At 69.3% G+C, this 24521-nt stretch carries 26 protein-coding genes; 17 read left to right on the forward strand and 9 right to left on the reverse strand.

The window, feature by feature from the left end; genetic code table 11:
• Positions 1–153: 153 nt before the first annotated feature.
• Both ACFE7F_RS12170 and thiS read right to left on the reverse strand, forming a co-directional pair.
• Complete coding sequence (locus ACFE7F_RS12170) at positions 154–1281, reverse strand: acyl-CoA dehydrogenase family protein (protein ID WP_375404141.1); 1128 nt, start codon at positions 1279–1281, stop codon at positions 154–156.
• A 119-nt stretch (positions 1282–1400) separates the two neighbouring features.
• Complete coding sequence (thiS, locus tag ACFE7F_RS12175; RefSeq protein ID WP_375404117.1) at positions 1401–2411, reverse strand: sulfur carrier protein ThiS; 1011 nt, start codon at positions 2409–2411, stop codon at positions 1401–1403.
• Between the two features lie 65 nt (positions 2412–2476).
• Here thiS and ACFE7F_RS12180 point away from each other — a divergent pair, with 65 nt between their 5' ends.
• The 8 genes from ACFE7F_RS12180 to ACFE7F_RS12215 all read left to right on the forward strand — a co-directional run bounded on the left by ACFE7F_RS12180 (position 2477) and on the right by ACFE7F_RS12215 (position 8645).
• Entirely contained in the window at positions 2477–2887 is a 411-nt protein-coding gene (locus ACFE7F_RS12180; RefSeq protein WP_375404118.1) for an antitoxin Xre/MbcA/ParS toxin-binding domain-containing protein, read from the forward strand.
• A 9-nt stretch (positions 2888–2896) separates the two neighbouring features.
• Positions 2897–3334: an RES family NAD+ phosphorylase gene (locus tag ACFE7F_RS12185; RefSeq protein ID WP_375404119.1), complete on the forward strand. Its 438-nt coding sequence runs from the start codon at positions 2897–2899 to the stop codon at positions 3332–3334.
• A gap of 18 nt (positions 3335–3352) precedes the next feature.
• Positions 3353–3784, forward strand: a complete 432-nt coding sequence (gene aroQ, locus ACFE7F_RS12190) for a type II 3-dehydroquinate dehydratase (RefSeq protein WP_375404120.1) — start codon at positions 3353–3355, stop codon at positions 3782–3784.
• A 12-nt stretch (positions 3785–3796) separates the two neighbouring features.
• The gene (accB, locus tag ACFE7F_RS12195) at positions 3797–4300 is read left to right on the forward strand and encodes an acetyl-CoA carboxylase biotin carboxyl carrier protein (protein WP_375404121.1); all 504 of its coding nucleotides are present in this window, start codon (positions 3797–3799) and stop codon (positions 4298–4300) included.
• Positions 4301–4302: 2 nt separating this feature from the next.
• Positions 4303–5655 (forward strand): acetyl-CoA carboxylase biotin carboxylase subunit, encoded by a 1353-nt coding sequence (gene accC / locus ACFE7F_RS12200; protein WP_375404122.1) that lies wholly within the window; start codon positions 4303–4305, stop codon positions 5653–5655.
• Between the two features lie 407 nt (positions 5656–6062).
• Entirely contained in the window at positions 6063–6401 is a 339-nt protein-coding gene (locus ACFE7F_RS12205) for a P-II family nitrogen regulator (protein WP_375404123.1), read from the forward strand.
• A gap of 128 nt (positions 6402–6529) precedes the next feature.
• The gene (gene glnA / locus ACFE7F_RS12210) at positions 6530–7939 is read left to right on the forward strand and encodes a type I glutamate--ammonia ligase (RefSeq protein WP_375404124.1); all 1410 of its coding nucleotides are present in this window, start codon (positions 6530–6532) and stop codon (positions 7937–7939) included.
• Between the two features lie 187 nt (positions 7940–8126).
• Positions 8127–8645 carry a homogentisate 1,2-dioxygenase gene (locus ACFE7F_RS12215; RefSeq protein ID WP_375404125.1) on the forward strand — a complete coding sequence of 173 codons (519 nt, stop codon included), beginning with the start codon at positions 8127–8129 and terminating at the stop codon, positions 8643–8645.
• 29 nt (positions 8646–8674) lie between these two features.
• On the opposite strand, the gene ACFE7F_RS12220 is transcribed toward ACFE7F_RS12215, so the two are convergent.
• On the reverse strand, positions 8675–9580 hold the full coding sequence (locus ACFE7F_RS12220) for a D-alanyl-D-alanine carboxypeptidase family protein (RefSeq protein ID WP_375404126.1): 906 nt from the start codon (positions 9578–9580) through the stop codon (positions 8675–8677).
• 125 nt (positions 9581–9705) lie between these two features.
• Between ACFE7F_RS12220 and ACFE7F_RS12225 the strand changes: the two genes are divergently transcribed.
• Together ACFE7F_RS12225 and ACFE7F_RS12230 are read left to right on the forward strand one after the other, a co-directional pair.
• Entirely contained in the window at positions 9706–10692 is a 987-nt protein-coding gene (locus ACFE7F_RS12225) for an aspartate carbamoyltransferase catalytic subunit (protein ID WP_375404127.1), read from the forward strand.
• Positions 10689–11912 (forward strand): dihydroorotase family protein, encoded by a 1224-nt coding sequence (locus ACFE7F_RS12230; protein WP_375404128.1) that lies wholly within the window; start codon positions 10689–10691, stop codon positions 11910–11912. The genes ACFE7F_RS12225 and ACFE7F_RS12230 overlap by 4 nt, the downstream gene beginning before the upstream one ends.
• Here ACFE7F_RS12230 and ACFE7F_RS12235 read toward each other — a convergent pair.
• The 3 genes from ACFE7F_RS12235 to ACFE7F_RS12245 are packed head-to-tail and all read right to left on the reverse strand — an operon-like array spanning position 11909 to position 14438.
• A complete protein-coding gene (locus ACFE7F_RS12235) occupies positions 11909–13147 on the reverse strand; it encodes a tetratricopeptide repeat protein (protein ID WP_375404129.1) in 1239 nt (412 codons plus the stop codon). The two genes, ACFE7F_RS12230 and ACFE7F_RS12235, sit on opposite strands and share 4 nt — an antisense overlap.
• Before the next feature lie 11 nt (positions 13148–13158).
• Complete coding sequence (locus ACFE7F_RS12240) at positions 13159–13728, reverse strand: hypothetical protein (RefSeq protein ID WP_375404142.1); 570 nt, start codon at positions 13726–13728, stop codon at positions 13159–13161.
• Between the two features lie 5 nt (positions 13729–13733).
• The gene (locus tag ACFE7F_RS12245) at positions 13734–14438 is read right to left on the reverse strand and encodes an AAA family ATPase (RefSeq protein ID WP_375404130.1); all 705 of its coding nucleotides are present in this window, start codon (positions 14436–14438) and stop codon (positions 13734–13736) included.
• A gap of 174 nt (positions 14439–14612) precedes the next feature.
• Between ACFE7F_RS12245 and ACFE7F_RS12250 the strand changes: the two genes are divergently transcribed.
• Both ACFE7F_RS12250 and ACFE7F_RS12255 read left to right on the forward strand, forming a co-directional pair.
• Complete coding sequence (locus tag ACFE7F_RS12250; RefSeq protein WP_375404131.1) at positions 14613–15674, forward strand: SPOR domain-containing protein; 1062 nt, start codon at positions 14613–14615, stop codon at positions 15672–15674.
• A 50-nt stretch (positions 15675–15724) separates the two neighbouring features.
• The gene (locus ACFE7F_RS12255; protein WP_375404132.1) at positions 15725–16210 is read left to right on the forward strand and encodes a GNAT family N-acetyltransferase; all 486 of its coding nucleotides are present in this window, start codon (positions 15725–15727) and stop codon (positions 16208–16210) included.
• A gap of 57 nt (positions 16211–16267) precedes the next feature.
• Here the strand turns inward: ACFE7F_RS12255 and ACFE7F_RS12260 are convergent, their stop codons facing one another.
• The 3 genes from ACFE7F_RS12260 to serB form a co-directional block, all read right to left on the reverse strand.
• Entirely contained in the window at positions 16268–16609 is a 342-nt protein-coding gene (locus ACFE7F_RS12260) for a transcriptional regulator (protein WP_375404133.1), read from the reverse strand.
• 72 nt (positions 16610–16681) lie between these two features.
• Positions 16682–18409, reverse strand: a complete 1728-nt coding sequence (locus ACFE7F_RS12265) for a hypothetical protein (protein WP_375404134.1) — start codon at positions 18407–18409, stop codon at positions 16682–16684.
• Between the two features lie 26 nt (positions 18410–18435).
• Positions 18436–19338 (reverse strand): phosphoserine phosphatase SerB, encoded by a 903-nt coding sequence (serB, locus tag ACFE7F_RS12270; protein ID WP_375404135.1) that lies wholly within the window; start codon positions 19336–19338, stop codon positions 18436–18438.
• On the opposite strand from serB, the gene miaA reads away from it, so the two are divergent.
• The 5 genes from miaA to ACFE7F_RS12295 all read left to right on the forward strand — a co-directional run bounded on the left by miaA (position 19337) and on the right by ACFE7F_RS12295 (position 24469).
• Positions 19337–20260: a tRNA (adenosine(37)-N6)-dimethylallyltransferase MiaA gene (gene miaA, locus ACFE7F_RS12275; RefSeq protein ID WP_375404136.1), complete on the forward strand. Its 924-nt coding sequence runs from the start codon at positions 19337–19339 to the stop codon at positions 20258–20260. The genes serB and miaA overlap by 2 nt on opposite strands.
• Positions 20261–20330: 70 nt before the next feature.
• Complete coding sequence (locus ACFE7F_RS12280) at positions 20331–22088, forward strand: acetolactate synthase 3 large subunit (RefSeq protein WP_375404137.1); 1758 nt, start codon at positions 20331–20333, stop codon at positions 22086–22088.
• A gap of 5 nt (positions 22089–22093) precedes the next feature.
• Complete coding sequence (gene ilvN, locus ACFE7F_RS12285) at positions 22094–22603, forward strand: acetolactate synthase small subunit (protein WP_375404138.1); 510 nt, start codon at positions 22094–22096, stop codon at positions 22601–22603.
• Between the two features lie 116 nt (positions 22604–22719).
• On the forward strand, positions 22720–23769 hold the full coding sequence (gene ilvC, locus ACFE7F_RS12290; RefSeq protein ID WP_375404139.1) for a ketol-acid reductoisomerase: 1050 nt from the start codon (positions 22720–22722) through the stop codon (positions 23767–23769).
• A gap of 103 nt (positions 23770–23872) precedes the next feature.
• Positions 23873–24469, forward strand: coding sequence for a YceI family protein (locus ACFE7F_RS12295; protein WP_375404140.1), 597 nt, complete (start codon positions 23873–23875; stop codon positions 24467–24469).
• Positions 24470–24521: the final 52 nt, after the last annotated feature.

Here is a 24521-nt window from a genome sequence, read left to right on the forward strand (position 1 = left end):
GCGAGGTATGCCGCTCCCGCGACTTCTCGTTCCCGCCCAGAGCGAACCGGGCGACATCCACGCGCAAAGCCTCGACCAGCGCGCGGTTGTGCGCGGCGTTGGCTTGGAAGGTATCGCTATCGATCGATAGCTTGGTGTCGAGGACCGGCGCGCTCACTGGGCGACAGGCGCGTCGGCCCCGATCAGCTCGCGCCCGATCAGCATCCGTCTGATCTCGTTCGTCCCCGCGCCGATGTCGAGCAGCTTGGCGTCGCGCAGGAACCGCTCGACCGGCCAGTCCTTCGTATAGCCCGCGCCGCCCAGCGCCTGGATCGCTTCCAGCGCCACCTTCACCGCGTTCTCCGACGCCAGCAGGATCGCCCCCGCCGCGTCGAACCGCGTGGTGCGCCCCGCATCGCAACTCCGCGCCACGGCATACACATACGCTCGCGCCGAGTTCAGCGCGACATACATGTCAGCGACCTTGGCCTGCATCAGCTGAAACCCACCGATTGCCTGCCCGAACTGTTTCCGCTCGCGAATATAGGGCAGCACCACGTCCAGGCAGGCCTGCATAATGCCCAACTGGATCCCCGCGAGCACCGCGCGTTCGTAATCGAGCCCGCTCATCAGCACCCCGACCCCGCCGTTGACCGGTCCCATGACGTTCGCATCGGGCACTTCGCACTCGTCGAACACCAGCTCGGCGGTCGGCGACCCGCGCATCCCCATCTTGTCGATCTTCTGCCCGATCGAGAAACCCGGCATGTCCCGCTCGATCAGAAACGCGGTGATCCCGCGCGAGCCCTCGCCGGTCTTGGCGTAGACGACGAGCGTGTCGGCATAAGCCGCGTTGGTGATCCAGAACTTAGTGCCGTTCAACACGTACCCGCCCTGCACCGCATCGGCTTTGAGCTTCATCGAGACCACGTCCGACCCGGCCCCCGCCTCAGACATCGCCAAGCTGCCGACATGCTCGCCCGAGATCAGCTTGGGGAGGTATTTGGCCTTCTGCTCGGGGCTCGCCCAGCGCGCGATCTGGTTCACGCACAGGTTGGAATGCGCGCCGTAGCTAAGGCCGATTGACGCCGACGCACGGCTCACCTCCTCGCACGCGACCACATGCTCCAGATAACCGAGCCCGAGCCCGCCATCCTCCTCCGCCACCGTCAACCCGTGCAGTCCGAGTTCGCCCATCGTCGGCCACAACTCGCCTCGCGGAAACCAGTCCTCCGCATCGATCCGAACAGCCAGCGGCGCGATCCGCTCGCTCGAAAATCGGCGCGTGGTGTCGCGGATCATGTCCGCGTTTTCGCCCAGCGCGAAGTCGAAGTCGTTCAAGCCTGCTCTCCACCGTGGCCCGACGCGCGCGGGCCTTCCATGCGCGGTCGATCATCACCGCGCGCGCGTCAACCCCGCCCCTAGATCAGCCCCGCCAGCGGGCTCGACGGATCAGCGTAGCGCCGCTGCCCCATCCGCCCCGCGCAGTAGGCGAGCCGCCCGCTCTCCACGGCCATCCGCATCGCCGCGGCCATCATCACCGGATCCTTCGCCTCGGCTATGGCGGTGTTCATCAACACCCCGTCGCAGCCCAGCTCCATCGCGACGCTCGCATCCGATGCGGTGCCCACGCCCGCATCGACCAGCACGGGGACGCCCGCGCCCTCGACGATCAGCCGGATGGTGACGCGGTTCTGGATGCCCAGCCCCGACCCGATCGGCGCGCCCAGCGGCATGATCGCGACCGCCCCGGCGTCCTCCAGCCGCTTGGCCGCGATCGGATCGTCGACGCAATAGACCATCGGCAGGAACCCTTCGTTGGCCAGTACCTCCGTCGCACGGAGCGTCTCCACCATGTCGGGATACAGCGTCTTGGCCTCCCCCAGCACCTCCAGCTTGACCAGCTCCCACCCGCCCGCCTCGCGCGCCAGCCGCAACGTCCGGATCGCCTCGTCGCCCGTGAAGCAGCCGGCCGTGTTGGGGAGGTAGGTGAAGCGCCCGGGATCGATGAAGTCGGTCAGCATCGGCGCGTTCCGGTCGGTCACGTTGACCCGGCGCACCGCGACCGTGACGATCTCGGCCCCGCTCGCCTCCAACGCGGCCGCGTTCTGCGCGAAGTCCTTGTATTTGCCCGTGCCGACGATCAGCCGCGACCGGAAGGTGCGGCCCGCGACGGTCCACTGATCGGCGTCGATTATGGTCTGGTGATCGCCCCCGCCGACGAAATGCACGATTTCGATATCGTCCCCGTCCTCCACGCATACCTGCGCCAGCGTCGATCGAGGCACCACCTCCAGATTGCGCTCGACCGCGACCTTCTCGGCGACCAGTCCCATCTCGCTGGCCAGTCGCGCGAGCGTCAGTCCGGCCGCGACGCGCTTGTGCTCGCCATTGACGGTGATCGAGACGGTGCCGTCGGTGTGCTGGGTCATGTGGGCGATCTAGGCAGCACATCCATCGTTGCCAAATGCGCAGTTGGCGATTACGCATCTGCCCGATGGCGACAACGGCGTTCTCGATCGATCGTTTGCGTGACGGTGCTTCCGAGGCGACATTGCGCGAGATTGAAGAAGGCCTGCCTGTCAGTGCGATGCGTGACGTAATGCGCGATAAAGCGATCAAGCTGGCCGATCTCGTCGGCATTGTCGCCTCGCGCCGAACCCTCGATCGCCGTCTGGCCGGCAACGGCCCTCTGACGCTCGAGGAGGGTGACAAGCTTGTTCAGTTCGCCAAGGTGGTGGCGTTGGCGACGCACGTCATGGGTGACCGCGTGGCGGCGATGGAATGGCTACGTGCGCCCCAATTCGACTTTAATGGCTTACCGCCGATCGAGTATCTGCGAACACAGACCGGTAATGAGCTCGTGATTCAGCTGCTGCAGCGGTTCCGGCACGGCATGCTGGCGTAAGCCGCGTAGGTGCGATTGTGGCGCATTTCCGATTGGCCGGATCTTAGCGGAGCTGGCGCGGTTGCTTTTCCCGGCCGATGGAACCGGGCCGGTCGGCCTCTGGTCTACCTGGCCGATACTAGCGCGCTGGCCATCCTGGAGGTTCTGGTTCATCAACCACGGACGGTCCTTCCTCCGCCTTTTCAGCTTCTGGAGATCGCGTCGCCCGACGAGCTCCAGGTAACCCACTGGCCTGACAACCAGCACGTTCTCGACCGGGAACTCACCGTCGATTGGGGTGACGCCTTCGTCCGCGCCGGAGAGACGCCGCTTGCGCGCGTTCCTTCCGCGATCGCGCCGCAGAGCTGGAACTATTTGCTCAATCCCTTGCACGCCGATGCTGCGCAAGTAATGGTCGTCAATGCAGGCCGTTGGCCTTGGGACGCCCGCCTGTTCGCACAGGGGTGAGTGGGCTATGGTTGCTTGATGCCTACCATCCTCGTCCTGAACGGACCCAACCTCAACCTGCTGGGCCTGCGCGAGCCGGAGATCTACGGCCGCGACACGCTCGACGACATTGCCGGCATGCTGGAGGACCGCGCCCGCGAGCTCGGGTTGGCGGTCGACCTGCGCCAGTCCAACCACGAGGGGCATCTCGTCGATTGGCTCCACGAGGCGCAAGCCGTGGGCGCGCGGGCGGTGCTGCTCAACGCGGGCGGGTTCACCCACACCTCCGTCGCCATCCACGACGCGATCCTCGCCGTGAGCACCCCCGTCATCGAGGTCCATCTGTCCAACCCGCACCGGCGCGAGCCCTTCCGCCACGTCTCGCTCGTCGGTCAGGCCGCGCGCGGAACGATCGCGGGGTTCGGGGCGCTCTCCTACCTGCTCGCGCTTGAAGCCGCCGCGCGCATCTGACAGGAGCGCCCGATGACGGAACCGACACGAACAGAGGCCTCGGCGGGCGCGATGGAGGTCGATGTCGAGCTGGTCCGCCAACTCGCGGGTATCCTCGACGCGACGCAGCTGACAGAGATCGAGGTGGAGGAGGGGTCCCGCCGCATCCGCGTCGCGCGCAAGGCCGCCCCCCAGGCGACGCCCGCGCCGGTCCATTACGCGCCTCCGCCGCAACCGGCCGCCGTGCACCCGCTCGGCGCGTCCGCCCCGACCGAGATCGGCGCGCCCACGCCCGCGCCCGAGGCGAACGCGGTCCGCTCGCCCATGGTCGGCACCGTCTATCTCGCCGCCGATCCCGCCTCCAAGCCATTCGCCGCCGTGGGCGAGAGGGTCGAAGCGGGCGACACGCTGATGATCATCGAGGCGATGAAGGTGATGAACCCCATCCTCGCCCCCGCCGCGGGCACCGTCACCGCCGTGATGGTCGAGAACGGCCAGCCCGTCGAATTCGATCAGCCGCTCATCGTCGTCGCCTGAGCATGCGCCCCATCAAGAAGCTCCTCATCGCCAACCGCGGCGAGATCGCGCTGCGCATCCACCGCGCCTGCCACGAAATGGGGATCACGACCGTCGCGGTGCACTCCACCGCCGACACGGAGGCGATGCACGTCCGCCTTGCCGACGAGGCGATCTGCATCGGCCCGCCGCCCGCGACCGACAGTTACCTGAACGTCGCCAACATCATCTCGGCCGCCGAGATCAGCGGGGCCGACGCGATCCATCCGGGCTACGGCTTTCTCAGCGAGAACGCGCAGTTCGCGGAGATCGTCGAGCTTCACGACCTCCTGTTCGTCGGCCCCAAGCCCGAACACATCCGCACCATGGGCGACAAGGTGGAGGCCAAGCGCACCGCGGGTGCGCTCGGCCTGCCGCTGGTGCCCGGCTCCGACGGCGCGATCGCCGACCTGGACGAGGCCAAGGCCGTCGCGGCGGAGGTCGGCTACCCGGTCCTGATCAAGGCCGCGTCGGGCGGCGGCGGGCGCGGCATGAAGGTGGTGCCGGACGAGGACCAGCTCGAAACGCTGATGGCGCAGGCCGGATCGGAGGCGAGGAACGCGTTCGGCGACGCGACCGTCTATCTGGAGAAGTATCTCGGCAACCCGCGCCATATCGAGTTCCAGGTCTTCGGCGATGGACAGGGCAACGCGGTCCATCTGGGCGAGCGCGACTGCTCGCTCCAGCGCCGCCACCAGAAGGTGCTGGAGGAGGCCCCCTCCCCCGTCCTGACACCCGCCGAGCGCGACCGCATGGGCGGCGTCGTGGCCAGGGCGATGGCCGACATGGGCTACCGGGGGGCGGGCACGATCGAGTTCCTGTGGGAGGCCGGCGAGTTCTACTTCATCGAGATGAACACCCGGCTCCAGGTCGAGCATCCCGTCACCGAGATGATCACCGGCATCGACCTGGTGCGCGAGCAGATCCGCGTCGCCGAGGGCTGTCCGCTGTCGGTGAAACAGGAGGATGTCCGCTTCACCGGCCACGCGATCGAGTGCCGCATCAATGCCGAGAACCCGCGCACCTTCGCCCCGTCGCCGGGTATCTGCAAACAATTCCACGCTCCCGGCGGCATGCATGTCCGCGTCGATTCCGGGCTCTATGCAGGCTACAAGGTGCCGCCCTATTACGACAGCATGATCGCCAAGCTGATCGTCTACGGCACCACCCGCGACCGCTGCATCGCCCGCCTCCGCCGCGCGCTGGAAGAGTTCGTGATCGAGGGCATGAAGACCACCATCCCGCTCCACCGCGCGCTGATCGAGGAACCCGACTTCCAGCGTGGCGACTATACGATCAAATGGCTGGAGGAGTGGCTGGCGCGGGAGGAGGCGTAGGCACCCTCCGCCCTTGACCTCCTCCGTCACCCCGGACTTGTTCCGGGGTCCATGGCTACGGCATACTCGGCAGGCCGGGCGTGTGCACGACGATGGACCCCGGAACAAGTCCGGGGTGACGAGAGGGGGAACGGAACGGCGAAGCTGGACCACGCCACCCGTCAGCTATGCGACCCCGGGCCGCGATCCCCGGGAGCGACGTCCATTCCGTTTTCTACTCGCTCGCAGTGCTGCGCCCGGCGTGAAGTGCCGCGATATCGAGCAGTCGTCCCGGATCTGCCTGTTTGGCGGGCAGCGCGACCCATTCCGTTTCGCATTTTTCCCTGGTTGCCCGCCGGCGCTCTAACTGGCACGTTCGGTGCAGCATCGCCCATGGGCGGTCATCTGCGGTCGGGGCGAATGCATACGTGAAAAAGATCGAGGCGATCATCAAGCCGTTCAAGCTCGACGAGGTGAAGGACGCGCTTCACGAGCTCGGCGTATCCGGCATCACCGTCACCGAGGCCAAGGGCTTCGGACGGCAGAAGGGCCACACCGAGCTATACCGCGGCGCGGAATACGTGGTCGACTTCCTGCCCAAGGTGAAGCTGGAGATCGTCGTCGCCGACGGGCTCGCGCCGCGGGTGGTGGAGGCGATCGCCGCCGCCGCGCAGACCGGTCGCATCGGCGACGGCAAGATCTTCGTCATTCCCGTCGAGTCCGCGCTCCGCATCCGCACCGGCGAACGCGACGAGGACGCGATCTGACCGCTCTACCAGTTCCGTCACCCTGAACTCGTTTCAGGGTCCAGCTTTCCACACACCCCGGCCGTCGTGCTTGCAGACATGGATGCTGAAACGAGTTCAGCATGACGGCGAATAGAGGAACACCGCACATGGCCACCGCACAGGAAATCCTGACCCGCATCAAGGAAGAGGAGATCGAATGGGTCGACCTCCGCTTCACCGATCCCAAGGGCAAATGGCAGCACCTGACCATGGTCGCGTCCGTCCTCGGCGAGGACGAGTTCGAGGATGGGTTGATGTTCGACGGCTCCTCGATCGAGGGGTGGAAGGCGATCAACGAGAGCGACATGACGCTCAAGCCCGATCTGGACGCGGTCTATACCGACCCGTTCTCGGCGACGCCGATGCTGATCGTGTTCTGCGACGTGGTGGAGCCCGGCAGCGGCGAGAGCTATTCGCGCGACCCGCGCTCGACCGCGAAGAAGGCGGAGGCATACCTGGCCTCCACCGGCGTCGGCGACACGGTGTATGTCGGCCCCGAAGCCGAATTCTTCATGTTCGACGATGTCCGCTTCGAGAACTCTTACGCCACCAGCTACTACCGCATCGACGACATCGAGCTGCCGACCAACACCGGCCGCGAATATGAGGGCGGCAACCTGGCGCATCGCCCGCGCGCCAAGGGCGGGTACTTCCCCGTAGCTCCCGTCGACTCGGCGGTCGACATCCGCGGCGAGATGGTCTCGACCATGCTCGAGATGGGCCTGCCCTGCGACAAACATCATCACGAGGTCGCCGCCGGCCAGCACGAGCTGGGGCTGACCTTCGGTACGCTGACCACGACGGCGGACCGGATGCAGATCTATAAATACGTCGTCCACCAGGTCGCCCACGCCTACGGCAAGACCGCGACCTTCATGCCCAAGCCCATCAAGGAGGATAACGGGTCGGGGATGCACACGCATTTCTCGATCTGGTCGGGCGGCCAGCCGAGCTTCGCGGGCAACGGCTATGCCGGCCTGTCCGAGATGTGCCTGTTCTTCATCGGCGGCATCATCAAGCACGCCAAGGCGCTGAACGCCTTCACCAACCCGTCGACCAACAGCTACAAGCGGCTGGTGCCCGGCTATGAGGCCCCCGTGCTGCTCGCCTATTCGGCGCGCAACCGGTCGGCCTCGTGCCGCATCCCGTACGGCACGGGCGCCAAGTCCAAGCGGGTCGAGGTCCGCTTCCCCGACGCGCTCGCCAACCCGTATCTGGCCTACGCGGCGCTGATGATGGCGGGGATGGACGGCATCCAGAACCGCATCCATCCCGGCGAGCCAATGGACAAGAACCTGTACGACCTGCCCCCCGCCGAGCTCGCCGACATCCCCACCGTCAGCGCCTCCTTGCGCGAGGCGCTCGACTGCCTGGCCGCGGATCACGAGTTCCTGCTGAAGGGCGACGTGTTCACCAAGGATCAGGTGGAGGCGTACATCGCTTTGAAGTTCGAGGATGTGCACCGGTGGGAGATGACGCCGAGCCCGGTGGAGTATGATATGTACTACAGCGGCTGAGGTCGGCAGCGAAGCAGCCGACCGGTGGCGACGAGCGAAGCTAGTCGCCACACCCGCTGTCGGCCGGCCTTGCTACAGCAAGGACCGACGGCGCGGCTTCGCCGCGACGCTGCCTACCCGGGAGGAGTCGATGGGCCTCCTCCCGCAACCTGATGTGATCGGCCAGCCCCGCACAGGACCTAAGACCATGCGCCTACTAGCAGCCACGATCGCCCTCTCCCTGACCACCCCCAGCCTCGCCCAAACCAAACCGCCCGAACAGACCTGCCCCGCCACCGCCCCGGCCCTCCCACCCGAATTCGCCGGATGGCGAACTCGCACCCCGCTCACCGCAGCGACTACCGCGCAAAACACGACCGCAGCCACCCTCGCCATCGGCAAGGCCGCGCAGCTTCGCCTCGCCCCGGCCTCCACGCTGCGCTTCGCAGTCCAGCCCGAAAAACCGAGCGCCCCCGACACTCACGGCGGCATCGCCGCGTTCACCGTCACCCGCCCCGGCACCTACCGAATCGCGCTCGGCGCGGGCATGTGGATCGACCTCGTGCGCGACGGTCGCGCGGTCCCCTCCACCACCCACCGCCACGGCCCGCCATGCAGCGGCATCCGCAAGACCGTCGACTTCCGCCTGACGCCCGGCCGCCACCTCTTGCAGATTTCCGGCGGCAGGGAGCCGACGGTAACGGCCATGATCGCGGCGGTCGGCTGAGCGCACGATCCCCGGACGACCGACACGGCCTACAGCGACGCCAACGTCCCGACTGCCTTCGGCTTGCGGCCCGCGACCGCCCCGCGAACGTTCCGCCCGGCACCGGCCCCCGCGCTCCGCTCCAGCCGCCCCAGGAACCCCCGCTCCAGCAGCTCGCCCACCCGGTCGTCGCGCGCCTGCCGGGATGTCGCGCCCAGGACGACCGCGATCAGCCGCCGCCCGTCCCGCTTCGCCGACGCCGCCAGCGTGAAGCCCGCCCGCGCGGTGTAGCCCGTCTTGATCCCATCCACGCCCGTCACCCGGCCGAGCAGATGGTTGTGGTTGGTCATGCTCCGGTCGTTCCACTTGATCTCCCGCCGGCCGAACAGCGCGTACCGGTCCGGATGCGCGCGCAGGATCCCGCGCGCCAGCACGGCGATGTCGCGCGCGGTGGTCCTGGTCCGCGCGTCCGGCAGCCCGGTCGCGTTGCCGAACACCGTGTCCGCCATCCCCAGCGCCCGCGCCTTGGCGGTCATGAGCGCCGCGAACCGCCGCTCGTCGCCCGCGACCGCCTCCGCCAGCACGACCGCGGCGTCGTTGGCCGATTGGACCGCGACCGCGCGCATCGCGTTCCGCACGGTCATCTTCTCCCCCGCCCGCAGCCCCAACCGCGACGGCTCGCGCGAGGCGGCGAAACGCGAGACCACCAGCCGCTTATCCTCGCGCAGCCGGCCCGCATCGAGCGCGTCGAACACCAGGAACAGTGTCATCACCTTGGCGATCGAGGCAGGCTGGCGCGACCGGTCGGCGTCCCGTGCATGCAGCACCCGCCCACTCCCCGCCTCGATCACGATCTCCGCCGGCGCGGGCCGAGCGAGCGCCGGGGCCGAGCCGTAGGCCACCGCGAGGAGCAGCCCGGCGGAGGCGACGCGCCGCAGATAGTGAAGATATCGCATCGAGAACCCGCTCCGATCCACCTAGAAAGGCGACGGTACGGCGGCAAAGGTTAACACTCGCTAACCAGCTTGGTCGACCCTCACCGCTTGTCCCCGGCCGATCGGCTCGCTACCCCGCCCCTTCGATGTCCCGCTCCGACCACCGCCCCTCCGCCATGATCCAGGGCGGCGCGGTGTTTCCGCATCGCCACCTGACCGGCATCGACGGTCTCCAGCCGCACGAGATCGCGTTCCTCCTGGACGAGGCCGAAACCTGGATCGAGCCCAAAAACGACCGGCGCCCGGAACCCGACCGTCGCCTTGCCGGGCTCACCCAGATCAACGCCTTCTTCGAGAACTCCACCCGTACGCTCCTGTCCTTCGAGATCGCGGGCAAGCGGCTGGGCGCGGACGTGGTCAACATGCACGCCGCGCAGTCGTCGGTGAAGAAGGGCGAGACGCTGATCGACACCGCCCAGACGCTCAACGCCATGCGCGCCGACGTGCTCGTCATCCGCCACCAGAGCTCGGGCGCGGTCCGGTTGATCGCCGATAAGGTCGACTGCCCCGTGCTCAACGCAGGCGACGGGCGGCACGAACATCCCACGCAGGCGCTGCTCGACGCGCTCACCATTCGGCGGCGGCGCGGGGGGATCGCCAACCGGCGCGTGGTGATCTGCGGCGACCTTCTCCACAGCCGCGTCGCGCGCTCGAACATCCTGGCGCTGACCGCGCTCGCCGCCGAGGTGCGCGTGTGCGCGCCCGCCACGCTGATGCCCGCCGCGATCGAGCGTATGGGCGTCGCCGCCTTTACCGACTTCGACCGCGCGATCGAGGGCGCGGACGTGGTGATGATGCTCCGCCTTCAGACCGAGCGGATGGACGGCGCCTACGTCCCGTCCCCGCGCGAATACCGGCTGCGCTACGGCCTCACCCCAGAACGCCTCGCCCGCGCGCCGGGCGCGCTCGTCATGCATCCCGGCCCCATGAACCGCGGCGTCGAAATCGACTCGAGCGTCGCCGACGGACTTCAGTCCGCGATTACCGAGCAGGTGGCGATGGGCGTCGCCGTCCGCATGGCCTGCCTCGACGTCCTCACCCGCCGCGCGCGCGGCGTGGAGGGCTGGGCGTGACCGTCACCGCGTTCCTGAACGCCGAGCTGGTCTGCCCGGTCGCAGGTGTCAGCGCAGGCGGGTTGCTCGTCCAAGACGGCGCGATCGCGGCGGCCGGCACCATCGACGTACCCGAGGGCGCGGCCGTGATCGACTGCGGCGGCCTACTCCTCGCCCCCGGCATCGTCGATCTCGGGGTATTCGCGATCGACCGCCGCGCCTTCCGTGCAGGCGGCATCGTGCGCGTCGCGCTCATGCCCGACCAATCGCCCCCGCTCGACGATCCGGGCATCGTCCAGCGCGCGAGCCTGGTCGGCAAGCCCGACCTCTGGATCCACCCGGTCGCCGCCGCGACGCGTCGGCTGCTCGGCGAGGAACTGGCCGAACTCGCATTCTGCCGCTCGGCCGGCGCACGCGCGGCGGGCACCGGCGCGCGTTGGATCGCCGATGCGGGCGTCATGCGCCGCCTGCTCCAGTACGCCCGCGACCTCGACCTGTCGCTGATCACGCACAGCGAGGACGCCGGGCTCACGGCCGGTACGGTTGCGACCGAGGGCGAGACCGCGACCCGCCTGGGCCTCCCCGCCGCCCCCGCGCTCGCCGAGGCGCTCGCCGTCGCGCGCGACCTGCTGCTTGCGGAGGAGACCGGCGCGCGCCTCCATCTGCGCCAGGTCACGACCGCCGCCGCGTTCGACCTCGTCCGCGCCGCCAAGCGGCGGGGCGTGCGCGTCACCTGCGGGATCACGCCCGCGCACCTACTGCTGTCCGACATCGCGGTCAGCGACTTCCGCACCTTCGCCCACCTCTCGCCGCCCTTACGCGACGAGGCCGACCGCCGGGCCTGCCTCGCGGCCGTCGCGGATGGGACGATCGACGTGCTGTGTTCGGGCCACCAGCCGCATGGGCCCGAAGCCAAACGCCTGCCCTTCGCCGATTCGGAGGCGGGTATGGCGGGCGCGGAGACGCTGCTCGCGCTGGCGCTGGGGTTGGTCCGCGACGGCCTGCTCACTCTTCCCCGGCTATTCGGGATGCTCGCGCGGAACCCCGCGCAGGTGCTCGGCCTCGATGCGGGGACGCTCGAGGTCGGCATGCCCGCCGACCTGCTGCTCTTCGATCCGGACGCGCCGTGGCGCATCGACGCCGAGCGGTATGAGGGCCTGGCGGGCAACACGCCCTTCGACGGCCTGCCCGTCCAGGGCCGCGCGCTCCGCCTGTGGAAGGGCGGGCGCGAGGTCCTTTAGCGGGACGCCAGCTGCGCGCCCGGCCGGCGCAGCCACTGCGCCAGCTGATCGCCCGCGCCCGCGCGTACGAAGCACTCGCCGCCTACGGCCTTGTACCGCCGGCACGTCGCCGCCGCGTCCGCATGTGTGAAGCCGCCGACCGACAGCCGGTAGAACGCTTGGGTCCCCGACTGGAACCGGGCCCCCATCGGCGTCCGGCCCTGGAACGGGGCGAAGCGCCGGGTCGCCCGGCCCCACGCGTCGCGCGCCACGCCCACCGACTGGAACGCGCCGAGCTGGACGTGATACGATCCCGTGACTGCCGTGACGACGGGACGCTTGGCGATGACGGGTGACGTCTGCCGCGCGACCCTGGCCGCGCCCGACTCGGACCGGACGATCGCGACGGGGAGCGGCTGCGCCACCTCCCGCCGATCGGCGAACACGATCTTGGGCCGGTCGGCCACCGTCGCCACCACCGGCGGCGGCGTCACGGGCTCGGTCGCGACCACCTGCGCGACCACCGGAGCGGGCGCGCTCAGCGCCACCGCGACCGGACGCACCTCGTCGGCGACCGCCGTCACGCCCAGCAGATGCGCGACCTGGTCCGATGCCGCGCGCGGCTGCGCGAAGGCGGCCCACTGCATCATGCGCGCATCGACGTCGCCCGGCGACAGATCCGCCTCGGCGACCGCCTTCGCCATCCCCCACTGCCCCGCCAATGCCAGCGACAGCGCGAGATTCTGCCGCGTCTTCGGCGTGGCCCCCGGCTGGCGCGCGACCTGCGTCAGGAAAGCGACCGCCCCCGACGGATCGCCCGCCAGCGCCATCGCCAATCCGCGATCGGTGTCCGGGATCACGGCGGCGTGCGCGTCCAGCGTCCGCCGCGCGACCGCCCAGTCGCCGGTCGCGATCTGCGCCAGCACCAGGCTCAGCGCCGCGCGTCCCGCTCGCGGATCGAGCGCCACCGCCTCCTCCAGCACCGCCCGCGCTGACGCGAAGCGTCCCGCTTGCAGATAGCTCTGGCCCAGCAGCGCCCGGTGCCCGGCATCATCGGGCGCCAAGCGCACTGCCTCTTCCGCGAGCGCCACCGCCTTCAGCGCGTCGCGCTTGCCGAGCGCCCTGGTCGCCTTGTTCGCGACCGACATCGCCGCGCGGACGTCGACCGCGGCGTCGCGGGCAGAGGCGACCGCCACCGTGCCGCCCGCCAGCATCGCCGCGGGCAGCGTCAGGTTCATCAGCGTGCGCATGGTCATGGCGGCTCCGATCATTTGCGGGTCTTGGGAGCGGGCAGCTGCGCGATCAGCGCGTCCACCTCGGGCGTGTCGGCGATCAGCCGGTCGAGCGCCTCTGCGACGATGGCCTGCGCCGACCGGTTGGCGAGCGCGCTGGCGAGCCGGAGCTGCAGATGGCGCGGCGCATCCAGCCTTAGCGTAAAGGCGGCCTTGCTGCGGGCGGTCTGCTTGGCCGAGTCGCGGCCGATGCGGGTCGCGGTAGCGATCGATATCGGCCTAGGCTCGGCCGGACGGGCGGTCGGCTCCGCCGACTGCTTCGACGTCACGGCCTCAACTACCTCGACCGCCTCGATCTTCTCCGTCAACGCCTCGCGCAGCGCCAGCACCGGCGGCACGAGGCCGGTCATCGGCCCGCCCGCGCCTCCGATCGGCGTCGGCTCCGGCGCGGGCTCGTGGCCCATGTCGTTCCAGCCGAGATCCTCGATCCCCGCCGCACCCGACGAGAACCCGCCATACCCTTGCGACCGCATCGCGGGCTTGGCCTGGCCTTTGCGCGCCAGCAGCTGCGACGACAGGCTCGCCAGCGGCTTGGGGTTGAACATCGTGCTCACCCCGCCACCCGGCGGCCGAACCCGCCCGCGCCCGGACGCGGCGGCGACGCGGCGGGCACGGAGAACACCGTCCGGCGGAAGTTCTTCTCCAATCGGTCGGAGACGTACGTCCATAGCGACGCGATCTCGGCGGCGGACTTGCCCTTCGGGTCGGACTCCATGACGGTGCGGCCGTCGATCATCGACGCGGCGAAATCGGTGCGGTTATGGACCGTGATCGGCGCTACCGTCCCGTGCTGGGACAAGGCGACCGCGGCCTCGCTCGTGATCCGCGCCTTGGGCATCGCGCCGTTGACCACGAAGATCAGCGGCTTGCCCGCCCGGTCGCACAGATCGACCGTCGCCCCGACGGCGCGCAGATCGTGCGGCGACGGGCGCGTGGGCACCACGATCAGCTCGGCGACCTGGATCACGCTCTGGATCGCCATGGTGATGGCGGGCGGCGTGTCGATCATCGCCAGCTTGAAGCCCTGCTGGCGCAGCGACTCCAGGTCGGCCGCCAGCCTTGCCACCGTGGTCTGCGCGAAGGCGGGCAGCTCCGCCTCGCGCTCGTTCCACCAGTCGGCCAGGCTTCCTTGCGGGTCGATGTCGATCAGGACGACGGGGCCGTGGCCCGCCAGTTGCGCCTGCACGGCCAGATGCCCGGACAAGGTCGTCTTGCCCGAACCGCCTTTTTGCGACGCCATCGCGAGTACGCGCATGGTTCTACCCAACTCCCCCTGTTCGGGCATCGGCCTGCCACGCCGACGGATAAGAATTGGTGAACGCCCGCGCTGCGCCGGGCGGCGACGGCTTGATGAAGCCGCCCGGAAGAGGGCTTTGCCGCCGGACGAATCGGGGGCATGATCCCGCCGGGGCCATACGGGGGCGGATGGATGTCGGTGCGAAGATTGATGACGGGCGGCGCGGCTCTGGCGCTAATGTTGTGGACGCTGCCCGCCGCCGCCGACGTCAAGGCGGGCGTCGATCTGTGGACGGCGGGCGAGTTCCGCCGCGCGGTCGAGGAATGGCGTCCGCTGGCGGTCGCGGGCGACGCCGACGCGCAGTTCAATCTGGGCCAGGCCTACAAGCTCGGACGCGGCGTCCCCGACGACCCCGCGCTGGCGGAAGCCTGGTTCCGCCGCGCCGCGCTCCAGGGCCACGCCCAAGCCGAAGACAATTACGGCCTCGCCCTGTTCCAGGCCAACAAGAAGTCCGACGCGCTCCCCTGGCTGGAAAAGTCGGCCACGCGCGGCGAGCCTCGCGCGCAGCTCGTGCTCGGCACCATGCTGTTCAACGGCGACGGGGTGACGGCCGACCTGCCCCGCGCCTACGCGCTCATGACCCGCGCCAGCGCCGCCGACCTCGGGCCCGCCTCGGCGACGCTCGCGCAGATGGACGCGCAGATCACCCCGGCCGACCGCGCCCGCGGGCTCGAACTCGCCCGGACATACGAGACCCAGGCCCGCCTCGCCCCCATGACGTCCACCCGCGAGATCGTCCGCGCGGGCGGACCTGTGCCCGTCCAGACGGCGAACGCGACCTCGTCGCCGGAGCCCATGCCGACCCCGCGCCTGACGCCCCGCGCGATGCCCACGCCGCGCGCCGCCCCGACCCCGCGTCCGATGCCGACCCCGCGCGCGATGCCCACGCCGCGCGCGATGCCCACTCCAAAATCGACGCCCACACCGGCCGCCACGCCGCGCGCGGCCGTTCGTCCCGCTCCCGCTTCGGTCGTAGCAGCCACCGGCGGCTACCGCGTCCAGCTCGGCGCATTCCGCGACGCCGGCAACGCCCGCGCGCTCTGGAGCCGGGTCGGCGCGCGCGTCGGCGGCCAGGCGAGCTACCCGCAGGCCGGCGGCGTCACCCGCCTCCAGGCCGGCCCCTTCCCCACTCGCGCCGCTGCCGCCCGCGCCTGCGCAAAATCGGGTGAGAGCTGCATGGTGGTCCGCCCCTGATCTCGGACCCACACCTGATCCGGCCCTGCCGCGACGACGAGTTCGATGCGGTGCTCGCGATCATCGGCGATGCAGCGGAGGCCTACCGCGGCGTCATCCCGGCCGATTGCTGGCACGATCCCTACATGTCCGCCGACGCGCTTCGGTCGGAGATGGCGGCAGGCGTCGTCTTCACCGGCTGCGAGATCAAGGGCGCACTCGCCGGGGTCATGGGCATTCAGCGGGTCCGGAACGTCGACCTGATCCGCCACGCCTATGTCCGATCCGCCTCGCAAGGGCGCGGGGTCGGCGGCCTGCTCCTGAACGACCTGCAAGCGCGGACGACCCGTCAGACCCTCGTCGGCACCTGGACCGCGGCTACTTGGGCGATCGGCTTCTACGAACGGCACGGATTCCGTCTCGTGCCCGAAATGGTCAAAGCCGCGCTGCTGCGCACCTACTGGACCGTGTCCGACCGCCAGATCGACACCTCCGTCGTCCTCGCCGCGCCCGAACTGACCGACGCCGACGCGCACCGCCTGATCGGCGGGTCGTAGCACTCGCAGGGTTGAAGCATTGGGCGGACTACCCGCCTCAGTTGCGATAAAGAGCAGTTACGCGGCCTGCGTCAGCGTGAAGTCGACATGCACCGCGTCGTACGGGAAAACGACGCCGCGCTCCGTGCGGTCCACTACGCCCGCCGCGATGAGCGCGGTGATGTCGCCATGAACCGCTTTCATATCGCGGCCAACGCGGCGCGCCGTCTCGCGGATCGACATGGCTCCCTGGCCGGTCATGGCGCGAAGAAGCTCCCAGCGCTTGGGCGTCAGCGTACGCCACAGCAAGTCGATGGACGCAAAGGAGAGATGCGTACCTTGCGCCCGTCCTTCAAACGCGGCGAGCGCGCGGCGGGTCACGTCGTCGCGGGACGCCAAGGAAAGGGTCACGGTCGTCATTCGGGCCTCCATGGCGAGCTCGGTCCCGCCTTTGCTTCAATCGTGCCAGCCCTTGCGCATGCAACAACGCGCTTAGGTAGCCATACTCGACCTTAATGCCGTCGCCGACCGCCCTACCCCATGGGGCGAGCCCATGCAGTTCCGCGGCGCGTCCGCATTCGGCCGGACCTCCTGCAACGTCAGCCGACCCTTGCCGGCTGGAAGCCAGCCGATCACCCGCTCGCCCGACGCATCCCTGATACGGTATCTGAGCGGCACCCGGGAGTCCCCCTCCTGCCCGCTCACACGGGCGACCCGCGACATGCCGTCGCGCAGACCGGCTGCGTAGGCCGGACCGCTCGGATCGACCCCGGCGAACGCACCGGTCTTCGCGCTCGCATCGCGGTCGAAGCCCGGATCGAACGTCGGGATCGTCGTCGTCGAGATCGACGCGCACCGACCCAGCAGATCGGACGGCAGCAGGATGTCCGCCCCGGCGTCGATATGTTTGGCGAGCAGCGGCCGAACATCGAAGCCGCGGGCGTCCAGCACCGCGAGCAGGTTGTCGAGGATGGGCGGCTTGGCCTTCGCGGGCGCCGCGGCCCACCGGTCGCGCATCGCGAACATGACCGTGTCCAGCCCCGGCTTGCCCCCACGCCGCAGCTCCGCATCCAGCAGATGCGCGAACAGATGACCACGGTCGTAAGGCAGCTGCCCGGCGGCCGGATCGGTCCAGAAATCCGACGCGACGCGGCTGTTCGGATACGCTCCGGCGGGCAGGCTCGCGACGGCGGCCAGGGCGCGGTTCAGGTCGGCGGCGAACTGCTCCGGCGTCCATAATCCCGCGACGGACAGCGTGCGCGCGGTGTAGAAGTCGGTGAACCCCTCCGTAAGCCAGAAAAGCGATGCGCCGCTCTCCTCCGGCGAGTCGCCGAGCCGATTTGGCACCCAGTTATGGACGTGCTCATGCGCGATCAGGCGGAAGAGAGTGTCCGCATCGGAGGCGGCCGAGGCGTAGAGCACGAAGCCGTGGGCGCGACCGGTGCCGCCGGTGGAGGTCCTGCTGCCCGACGGCGCGAGCTGGAACAGGGTGACGGTATAGTCGCCGTCCGCCTCGCCCCAGAATCGCCGTTGCGCGCTGACCACGGCCGCCACCTTATCGGCGTAACCGTCTACGCTCCAGCCGAACCGTCCATGGGACGCCAGCCGGAGCATGCCGCCCTGGATCGGGCGCGTGCGCAACGTCACGTCCGGACCGGCTAGGAAGTTGCTCTCGGCCACGTCGTTCACCGTGATCGGGCGCGCGTCGAGGCTGGACGCCTTGGTCCACCTATGCGGCCAACCCGACCAGGCAAAGCGCGCCGGCGCGTCGTCCCGCCCACGCGGCGTCGCGAACAGGAAGTTGCCCAGGCTCGCGAACCAGGTCGGCCGGATCGCCGCTCCCTTATAGGCGTTGCCGCCCGCCGCATCCGGGTCCGAAAGGTATGCGGTGCGCACCCGGTAGCGGATCGTGAGCGCGGCGTTCGGGGCCGAACGTACCTCGCGCTCGCTCGGTGAGATCGTCGAAACGGACCCGCCCACGACTTCGACTGGCGACAGATATCGCCAATGCTCCTTTTCGCCGCCGTAGCCGTCGGGCAGTTCCAGCACGGTCCGGCCGCTCGGGTCCGCCCTCAGCGTCAGCTCGACGGCGACCGCCGACAACGAACCGTCATCGAAGACGGGGGTCAGCGTGTACCGGACAGGCTCCACCGGGGATGCCGCGCCGAGCAGCAGGAGCGCGCCGAGCATACCGATCGACCGAGCCGTTCCACGAACCATCGCGCGCTGTATATAGTGGACCGGTCTCATAAGACCTCCGCCCACTCCGCCCGCGCCAACCCTTGCGCGTACAACAGCGCGCTCAGGTCGCCATGCTCGATCCTGGCTCCCGCCGCCGCCGCGACCACCGGCTTGGCGCGGTACGCCGCGCCCAGTCCCGCCGCGCGGATCATCGGCAGGTCGTTCGCGCCGTCGCCGACCGCAAGGCACCCCTCCATGCCGACCCCGGCCTCCGCGGCGGCCCGGGCCAGCTCGCGCTCCTTGGTCGCGGCGTCCACGATCGGCCGCCGCACGCGCCCGGTCAGCCGCCCGTCCTCGATCTCCAAGACGTTGGCGACCGCGCGGGTGAAGCCGGCCGCCGCCGCCACCGGCTCGGCGAAGCGCGTGAAACCACCCGATACCAGCACGCATGTCGCCCCCCGCGCGCGCATAGTCCGCACCAGCAGCTCCGCGCCGGGCGTGATCCGCACCCGCTCGGCCAGGCACCGCTCGATCACGTCCTCCTCCAGTCCCGCGAGCAGCGCCACCCGCGCATCCAACGCCGCCTCGAAATCCAGCTCGCCGCGCATCGCCCGTTCGGTGATCGCGGCGATCTCCGGCTTGATCCCGGCATAGTCCGCCAACTCGTCGATGCATTCGACGGTGATGATCGTCGAATCCATGTCGGCGACGAGCACGCTTTTCACTCGCGTCGCGACCGGCTGCACCACCACGTCCGTGCACGGGAACGCACCCTCCAGCGCCGCGCGTGCCGCGTCCGGGGCCAGCCCGAACAACAGGTCCGCCGCGACCGCCTCCTCGATCCACCCCCCGGCGGCCGGCGCGCATCCCGCCGCGCGCAGCCGGTCGAGCCCCGCCGAAATATCGCCCGCCGCCAAAATCTGCCCGAATTCGGGCTGGTCGGCTGCTATCAGCGTCGCCGTGAACATGAACCGCCCCCCTCTGGTCGTCATCGCAGGCCCGACCGCGAGCGGCAAGTCCGCCGCCGCGCTGGCGCTGGCCGAGGCGACCGGCGGCGTCGTGATCAACGCCGACTCCGCGCAGGTCTACCGCGACCTCCGCATCCTCTCCGCCCGCCCCTCCCCCGAGGAAGAGGCGCGCGCCGCGCACCGGCTGTTCGGATGTCTCGACGGCGCAGAGGCCTGCTCCGCCGCTCGCTGGGCCGCCGACGCCCGCGCGGCCGTCGCGGAAGCGACCGCGGCGGGCGCGCTCCCTATCCTGGTGGGCGGCACCGGCCTGTATCTGCGCACGCTGCTCGACGGCATCGCCCCGATCCCCGACATCAACCCCGCGATCCGCGCCGAAGTCCGCGCACTCCCGGTCACCGACGCGCACCGCCTGCTCGCCGACGCCGACCCCGAAGCCGCCGCGCGCCTCGCCCCCGCCGACACCACCCGCGTCGCCCGCGCGCTGGAGGTCGTCCGATCGACCGGCCGCCCCTTGCGCGCCTGGCAGACCGAGCGCGAGGGCGGGATCGCAAGCGCGTACCGGGTCCTCGGCTGCGTGATCCTCCCCGACCGCGCAGAGCTGACCGCCAACATCGACCGTCGCCTGGTCCGGATGTTCGAACAGGGCGCGATCCGGGAAGTCGAGGCGCTGCTCGCCCGCGCCCTGCCCCCCGACCGCCCCATCTTGCGGGCGATCGGAGTCCAGCCTATCGCCGGTTACATATCAAACACTTACACCTTACCCGACGCACTCGCCCGCACCCAGCTCGACACGCGCCGCTACGCCAAGCGGCAGTTCACCTGGTTTCGCAACCAGTCGCCCCAAGGCTGGAACGTCGTCGCCTCCGCCCATGCCGCCCTGCAGCATCTTATAACAAAGTTGCGCGATCGCGTGTTGACGTGAATAGTTATAACAACTATTCGGTTTCAAGACCCCTATCCACGGCACCTTCGCCAACTTCCAGGAACGCCCCATGACCGAGCGAAGCGGAGCCGACATCCTCGTCCAGGCGCTGGCCGACCTTGGGGTCGAGTTCGTGTTCGGCTATCCCGGCGGCGCGGTCCTGCCCATCTACGACGCGCTGTTCCATCACAATGCCGCCGGCGGCCGCATCCGCCACATCCTCGTCCGCCACGAACAGGCCGCGACCCACGCCGCCGAGGGCTATGCCCGCTCGACCGGCAAGCCCGGCGTCGTGCTCGTGACCAGCGGTCCCGGCGCGACGAACGCGGTGACGGGCATCACCGACGCGCTGATGGACTCGATTCCCATGGTCGTGATCACCGGCCAGGTACCTACTTCGCTCATCGGCTCCGACGCGTTCCAGGAGGCCGATACCGTCGGCATCACCCGCCATTGCACCAAGCACAACTACCTCGTGAAGGATCCCGCCCGCTTGGGCGACGTGATCCACGAGGCGTTCCACATCGCCACAACCGGCCGCCCCGGCCCCGTCGTCGTCGACATACCCAAGGATGTCCAGGTCGCGACCGCGCGCTACGCCAAGCCCGGCCCGATCCGCCACAAGACCTATCGCCCACAGCTGAAGGCCCCCCGCGCCGACGTCGAGGCCGCGGTCGAGATGCTGGCGGCCGCCGAGCGTCCCGTGCTCTATACCGGCGGCGGCGTCATCAACGCCGGCCCGGGCGCGAGCCAGCTCCTGCGCGAACTCCAGCGCCTATCGGGCGCGCCCGTCACCTCGACGCTGATGGGCCTGGGCGCGTTCCCCGCCAGCCACGACGCGTGGCTCGGCATGCTCGGCATGCATGGGACCGTCGAGGCGAACATGGCGATGCACAAGGCCGACCTGCTCGTCGCCGTCGGCAGCCGCTTCGACGACCGCGTGACCGGCCGCCTCGACGCCTTCAGCCCCGGCAGCCGCAAGATCCACATCGATATCGACCGATCGAGCGTCAATAAAAACGTCCGCGTCGACCTCGCCGTCATCGGCGACGCGGGCCACGTGCTGGAGGACATGGTCCATCTGTGGAAGGCGCGGCAGACGCCCAAGCCCGAGCTGTCCGACTGGTGGCGGCGCATCGCCGGCTGGCGCGCGGGCAACTGCCTGGATTTCGACGAGACGGGGGACGCGATTATGCCGCAGCGCGCCGTCCAGGCGCTCCACGCGGCCACCGCGCATCGCCAGCCGATCATCACCACCGAGGTCGGCCAGCACCAGATGTGGGCCGCCCAGCATTTCGGGTTCGAGCTCCCGAACAAATGGCTGACCTCGGGCGGGCTCGGTACGATGGGTTACGGCCTCCCCGCCGCGATCGGCGCTCAGCTCGGCGACCGACAAGCGCTCGTCATCGACATAGCGGGCGAAGCGTCGATCCAGATGAACATCCAGGAACTCGCGACCGCCAGCCAGTACCGACTTCCGGTCAAGGTGTTCATCCTCAACAATGAATATATGGGTATGGTCCGCCAGTGGCAGGAGCTAAACTACGAGTCCCGCTACGCCGAGAGCTACAGCGACAGCCTCCCCGATTTCGTCAGGCTCGCCGAAGCATACGGCTGGAAAGGCATCCGCATCGAGCACCGCGCCGACCTCGAAGACGGGATCGCCGCGATGCTCAACCATGACGGCCCCGTCATGGTCGACTGCCGCGTCTCCAAGCTCGCCAACTGCTTCCCGATGATCCCGAGCGGAGCGGCCCACGACGAGATGATCCTCTGGGCGAACGAAGTCTCCGGCGAGATAACCGACGAAGCGCGAGCGCTGGTCTAGTGTTGATGCGCACGGAAGTGGCGGAACGCCACACACTCTCAATCCTCGTCGATAACGAACCCGGCATCCTCGCGCGGATCGCCGGGCTGTTCACGGCGCGCGGCTACAACATCGAATCGCTCACCGTGTCCGATGTCTCCGCCGACCATGCGGTCAGCCGCATCACCATCGTCACCGCCGCGAGCGCCGCCACGATGGAGCAGGTCCTGGCGCAGCTCGACCGGCTCGTCCCCGTCCACTCCGTCACCGATCTGACCACGCTTGGCCCCCACGTCGAACGCGAGCTCGCGCTGGTAAAGGTGGCGGGTGTCGGCGAGCACCGGATCGAGGCGCTCCGCCTGGGCGAAGTATACCGCGCGCGCGTCGTCGACGCGACCACCTCGTCCTTCATCTTCGAGGTGACGGGCGGGCGCGACAAGATCGACACCTTCGTCGCGCTCATGGGCGAGATCGGCCTGGTCGAGATCGCCCGCACCGGCATCGCCGCCATCGCGCGCGGGAGGGAAGCCGTCTAACCATTTTCTGTCACCCCGGACTTGTTCCGGGGTCCATGCCTACCAACACGCCGCCGTCGCCGATCAGCGATGAACCCCGGAACAAGTCCGGGGTGACGAAAAGGGGAACCACACCGATGCGTATATTCCACGACCAAGACGCCGACCATACCCTGCTTGCCGCCAAGAAGATCGCCGTCGTCGGCTACGGCTCGCAAGGCCACGCCCACGCCCAGAACTTGCGCGACTCGGGCGTCGGCGAGGTAGCGGTCGCGCTCCGCCCTGGCTCCGCCACCGCCGCCAAGGCGGAAGGAGCGGGCTTCCGCGTCATGAGCAATGCCGACGCCGCCGCGTGGGCCGACATCGTCATGGTCCTCGCCCCCGACGAGCACCAGGCCGCGATCTACGCCGACGACCTCGCCGTCGCCATGAAGCCGGGCGCGACGCTCGCCTTCGCGCATGGCCTCAACGTTCATTTCGGCCTGATCGAACCGCGACCCGACCTCGACGTGATCATGATCGCACCCAAGGGCCCCGGCCACACCGTCCGCGCCGAATACGCCGCCGGTCGCGGCGTCCCGTGCCTGATCGCGGTCGCCCAGGAAGGGTCGGGGGAGGGCTCGGGCGGCGGGCGCGGCAACGGCTACGCCCAGGCGCTGGCGATCGCCTATGCGTCGGCGATCGGCGGCGGCCGCTCGGGCATTATCGAGACGACCTTCCGCGAGGAATGCGAGACCGACCTGTTCGGCGAGCAGGCGGTGCTGTGCGGCGGCCTCACCCATCTGATCCAGGCCGGCTTCGAGACGCTGACCGAGGCCGGTTACGCGCCGGAAATGGCCTATTTCGAATGCCTTCACGAGGTGAAGCTGATCGTCGATCTCATGTACGAGGGCGGGATCGCCAACATGCGCTATTCGGTCTCCAACACCGCCGAATATGGCGACATCACCACCGGCCCGCGTATCATCACCGACGAGACCAAGCGCGAGATGAAGCGCGTCCTCGCCGACATCCAGGGCGGCCGATTCGTCTCCAAATTCGTCCTCGACACCCGCGCTGGCAGTCCCGAGCTCAAGGCCGCGCGCAAGCAGGCGGCGGCGCATCCGATCGAAAAGGTCGGCGCGACGCTACGCGCGATGATGCCCTGGATCGGCGCCAACAAGCTGGTCGACCGGACACGCAACTGATCGTTTCCATCCGGCCCCTGTCCTATGGCCGCGACCTCGTGCATGGTCGCGGTCGGCCGCAAGACGTTCTTGGCGTGACCCTTCGATTGTGGAGACCCGATCTATGAGCCGTCTCGTTCCCGTGCTCGCCCTTATTCTCGCCGTCCCCGCCGCCGCGCAGATGCCCGGCCGCGCCGATCCGGGTCTCGTCACCGCCGGTACCTATGCGGTCGACACCGCGCACACCCAGGTGACGTGGTCGGTCAACCATCTCGGCTTCTCGATGCTCCAGGGCCAATTCGGCGCGTCGGGCGGCACCGCGGTGATCGACCCCGCGCGTCCCGCCGCGACCCGCATCGACGTGACCTTCGCCACCGACCAGCTCTCCGTGACGAGCGCGGCGTTCGCGGGTCACCTCAAGAGCGCCGACTTCTTCGATACGGCCAAGCATCCAACCGCGCGCTTCGTGTCGCGGACCGTCGCGATGCGCGGCGGCTCGGGCACCGTCACCGGCGACCTGACCATCAAGGGGATCACCAAGCCGGTGACGCTGGCCGCGACCTTCGTGGGCGCTGGCGCAAACCCGCGCAGCAAGAAGACAAATGTCGGCTTTCGCGCGACGGGGACGATCAACCGCAGCGACTTCGGCCTCGGCATGGCGGCACCCGCCGTTTCCGACCGCGTTGACCTTCAGATCAACGCCGCCTTCGAAGCCGCCTAGGCTCCGTACTCAATCAGCTTGCGGTTGATCGTGTGGACTGGTTCAAGGCGTC

The sequence above is a fragment of the uncultured Sphingomonas sp. genome (assembly GCF_964235535.1).
Taxonomy (GTDB): Bacteria; Pseudomonadota; Alphaproteobacteria; order Sphingomonadales; family Sphingomonadaceae; genus Sphingomonas.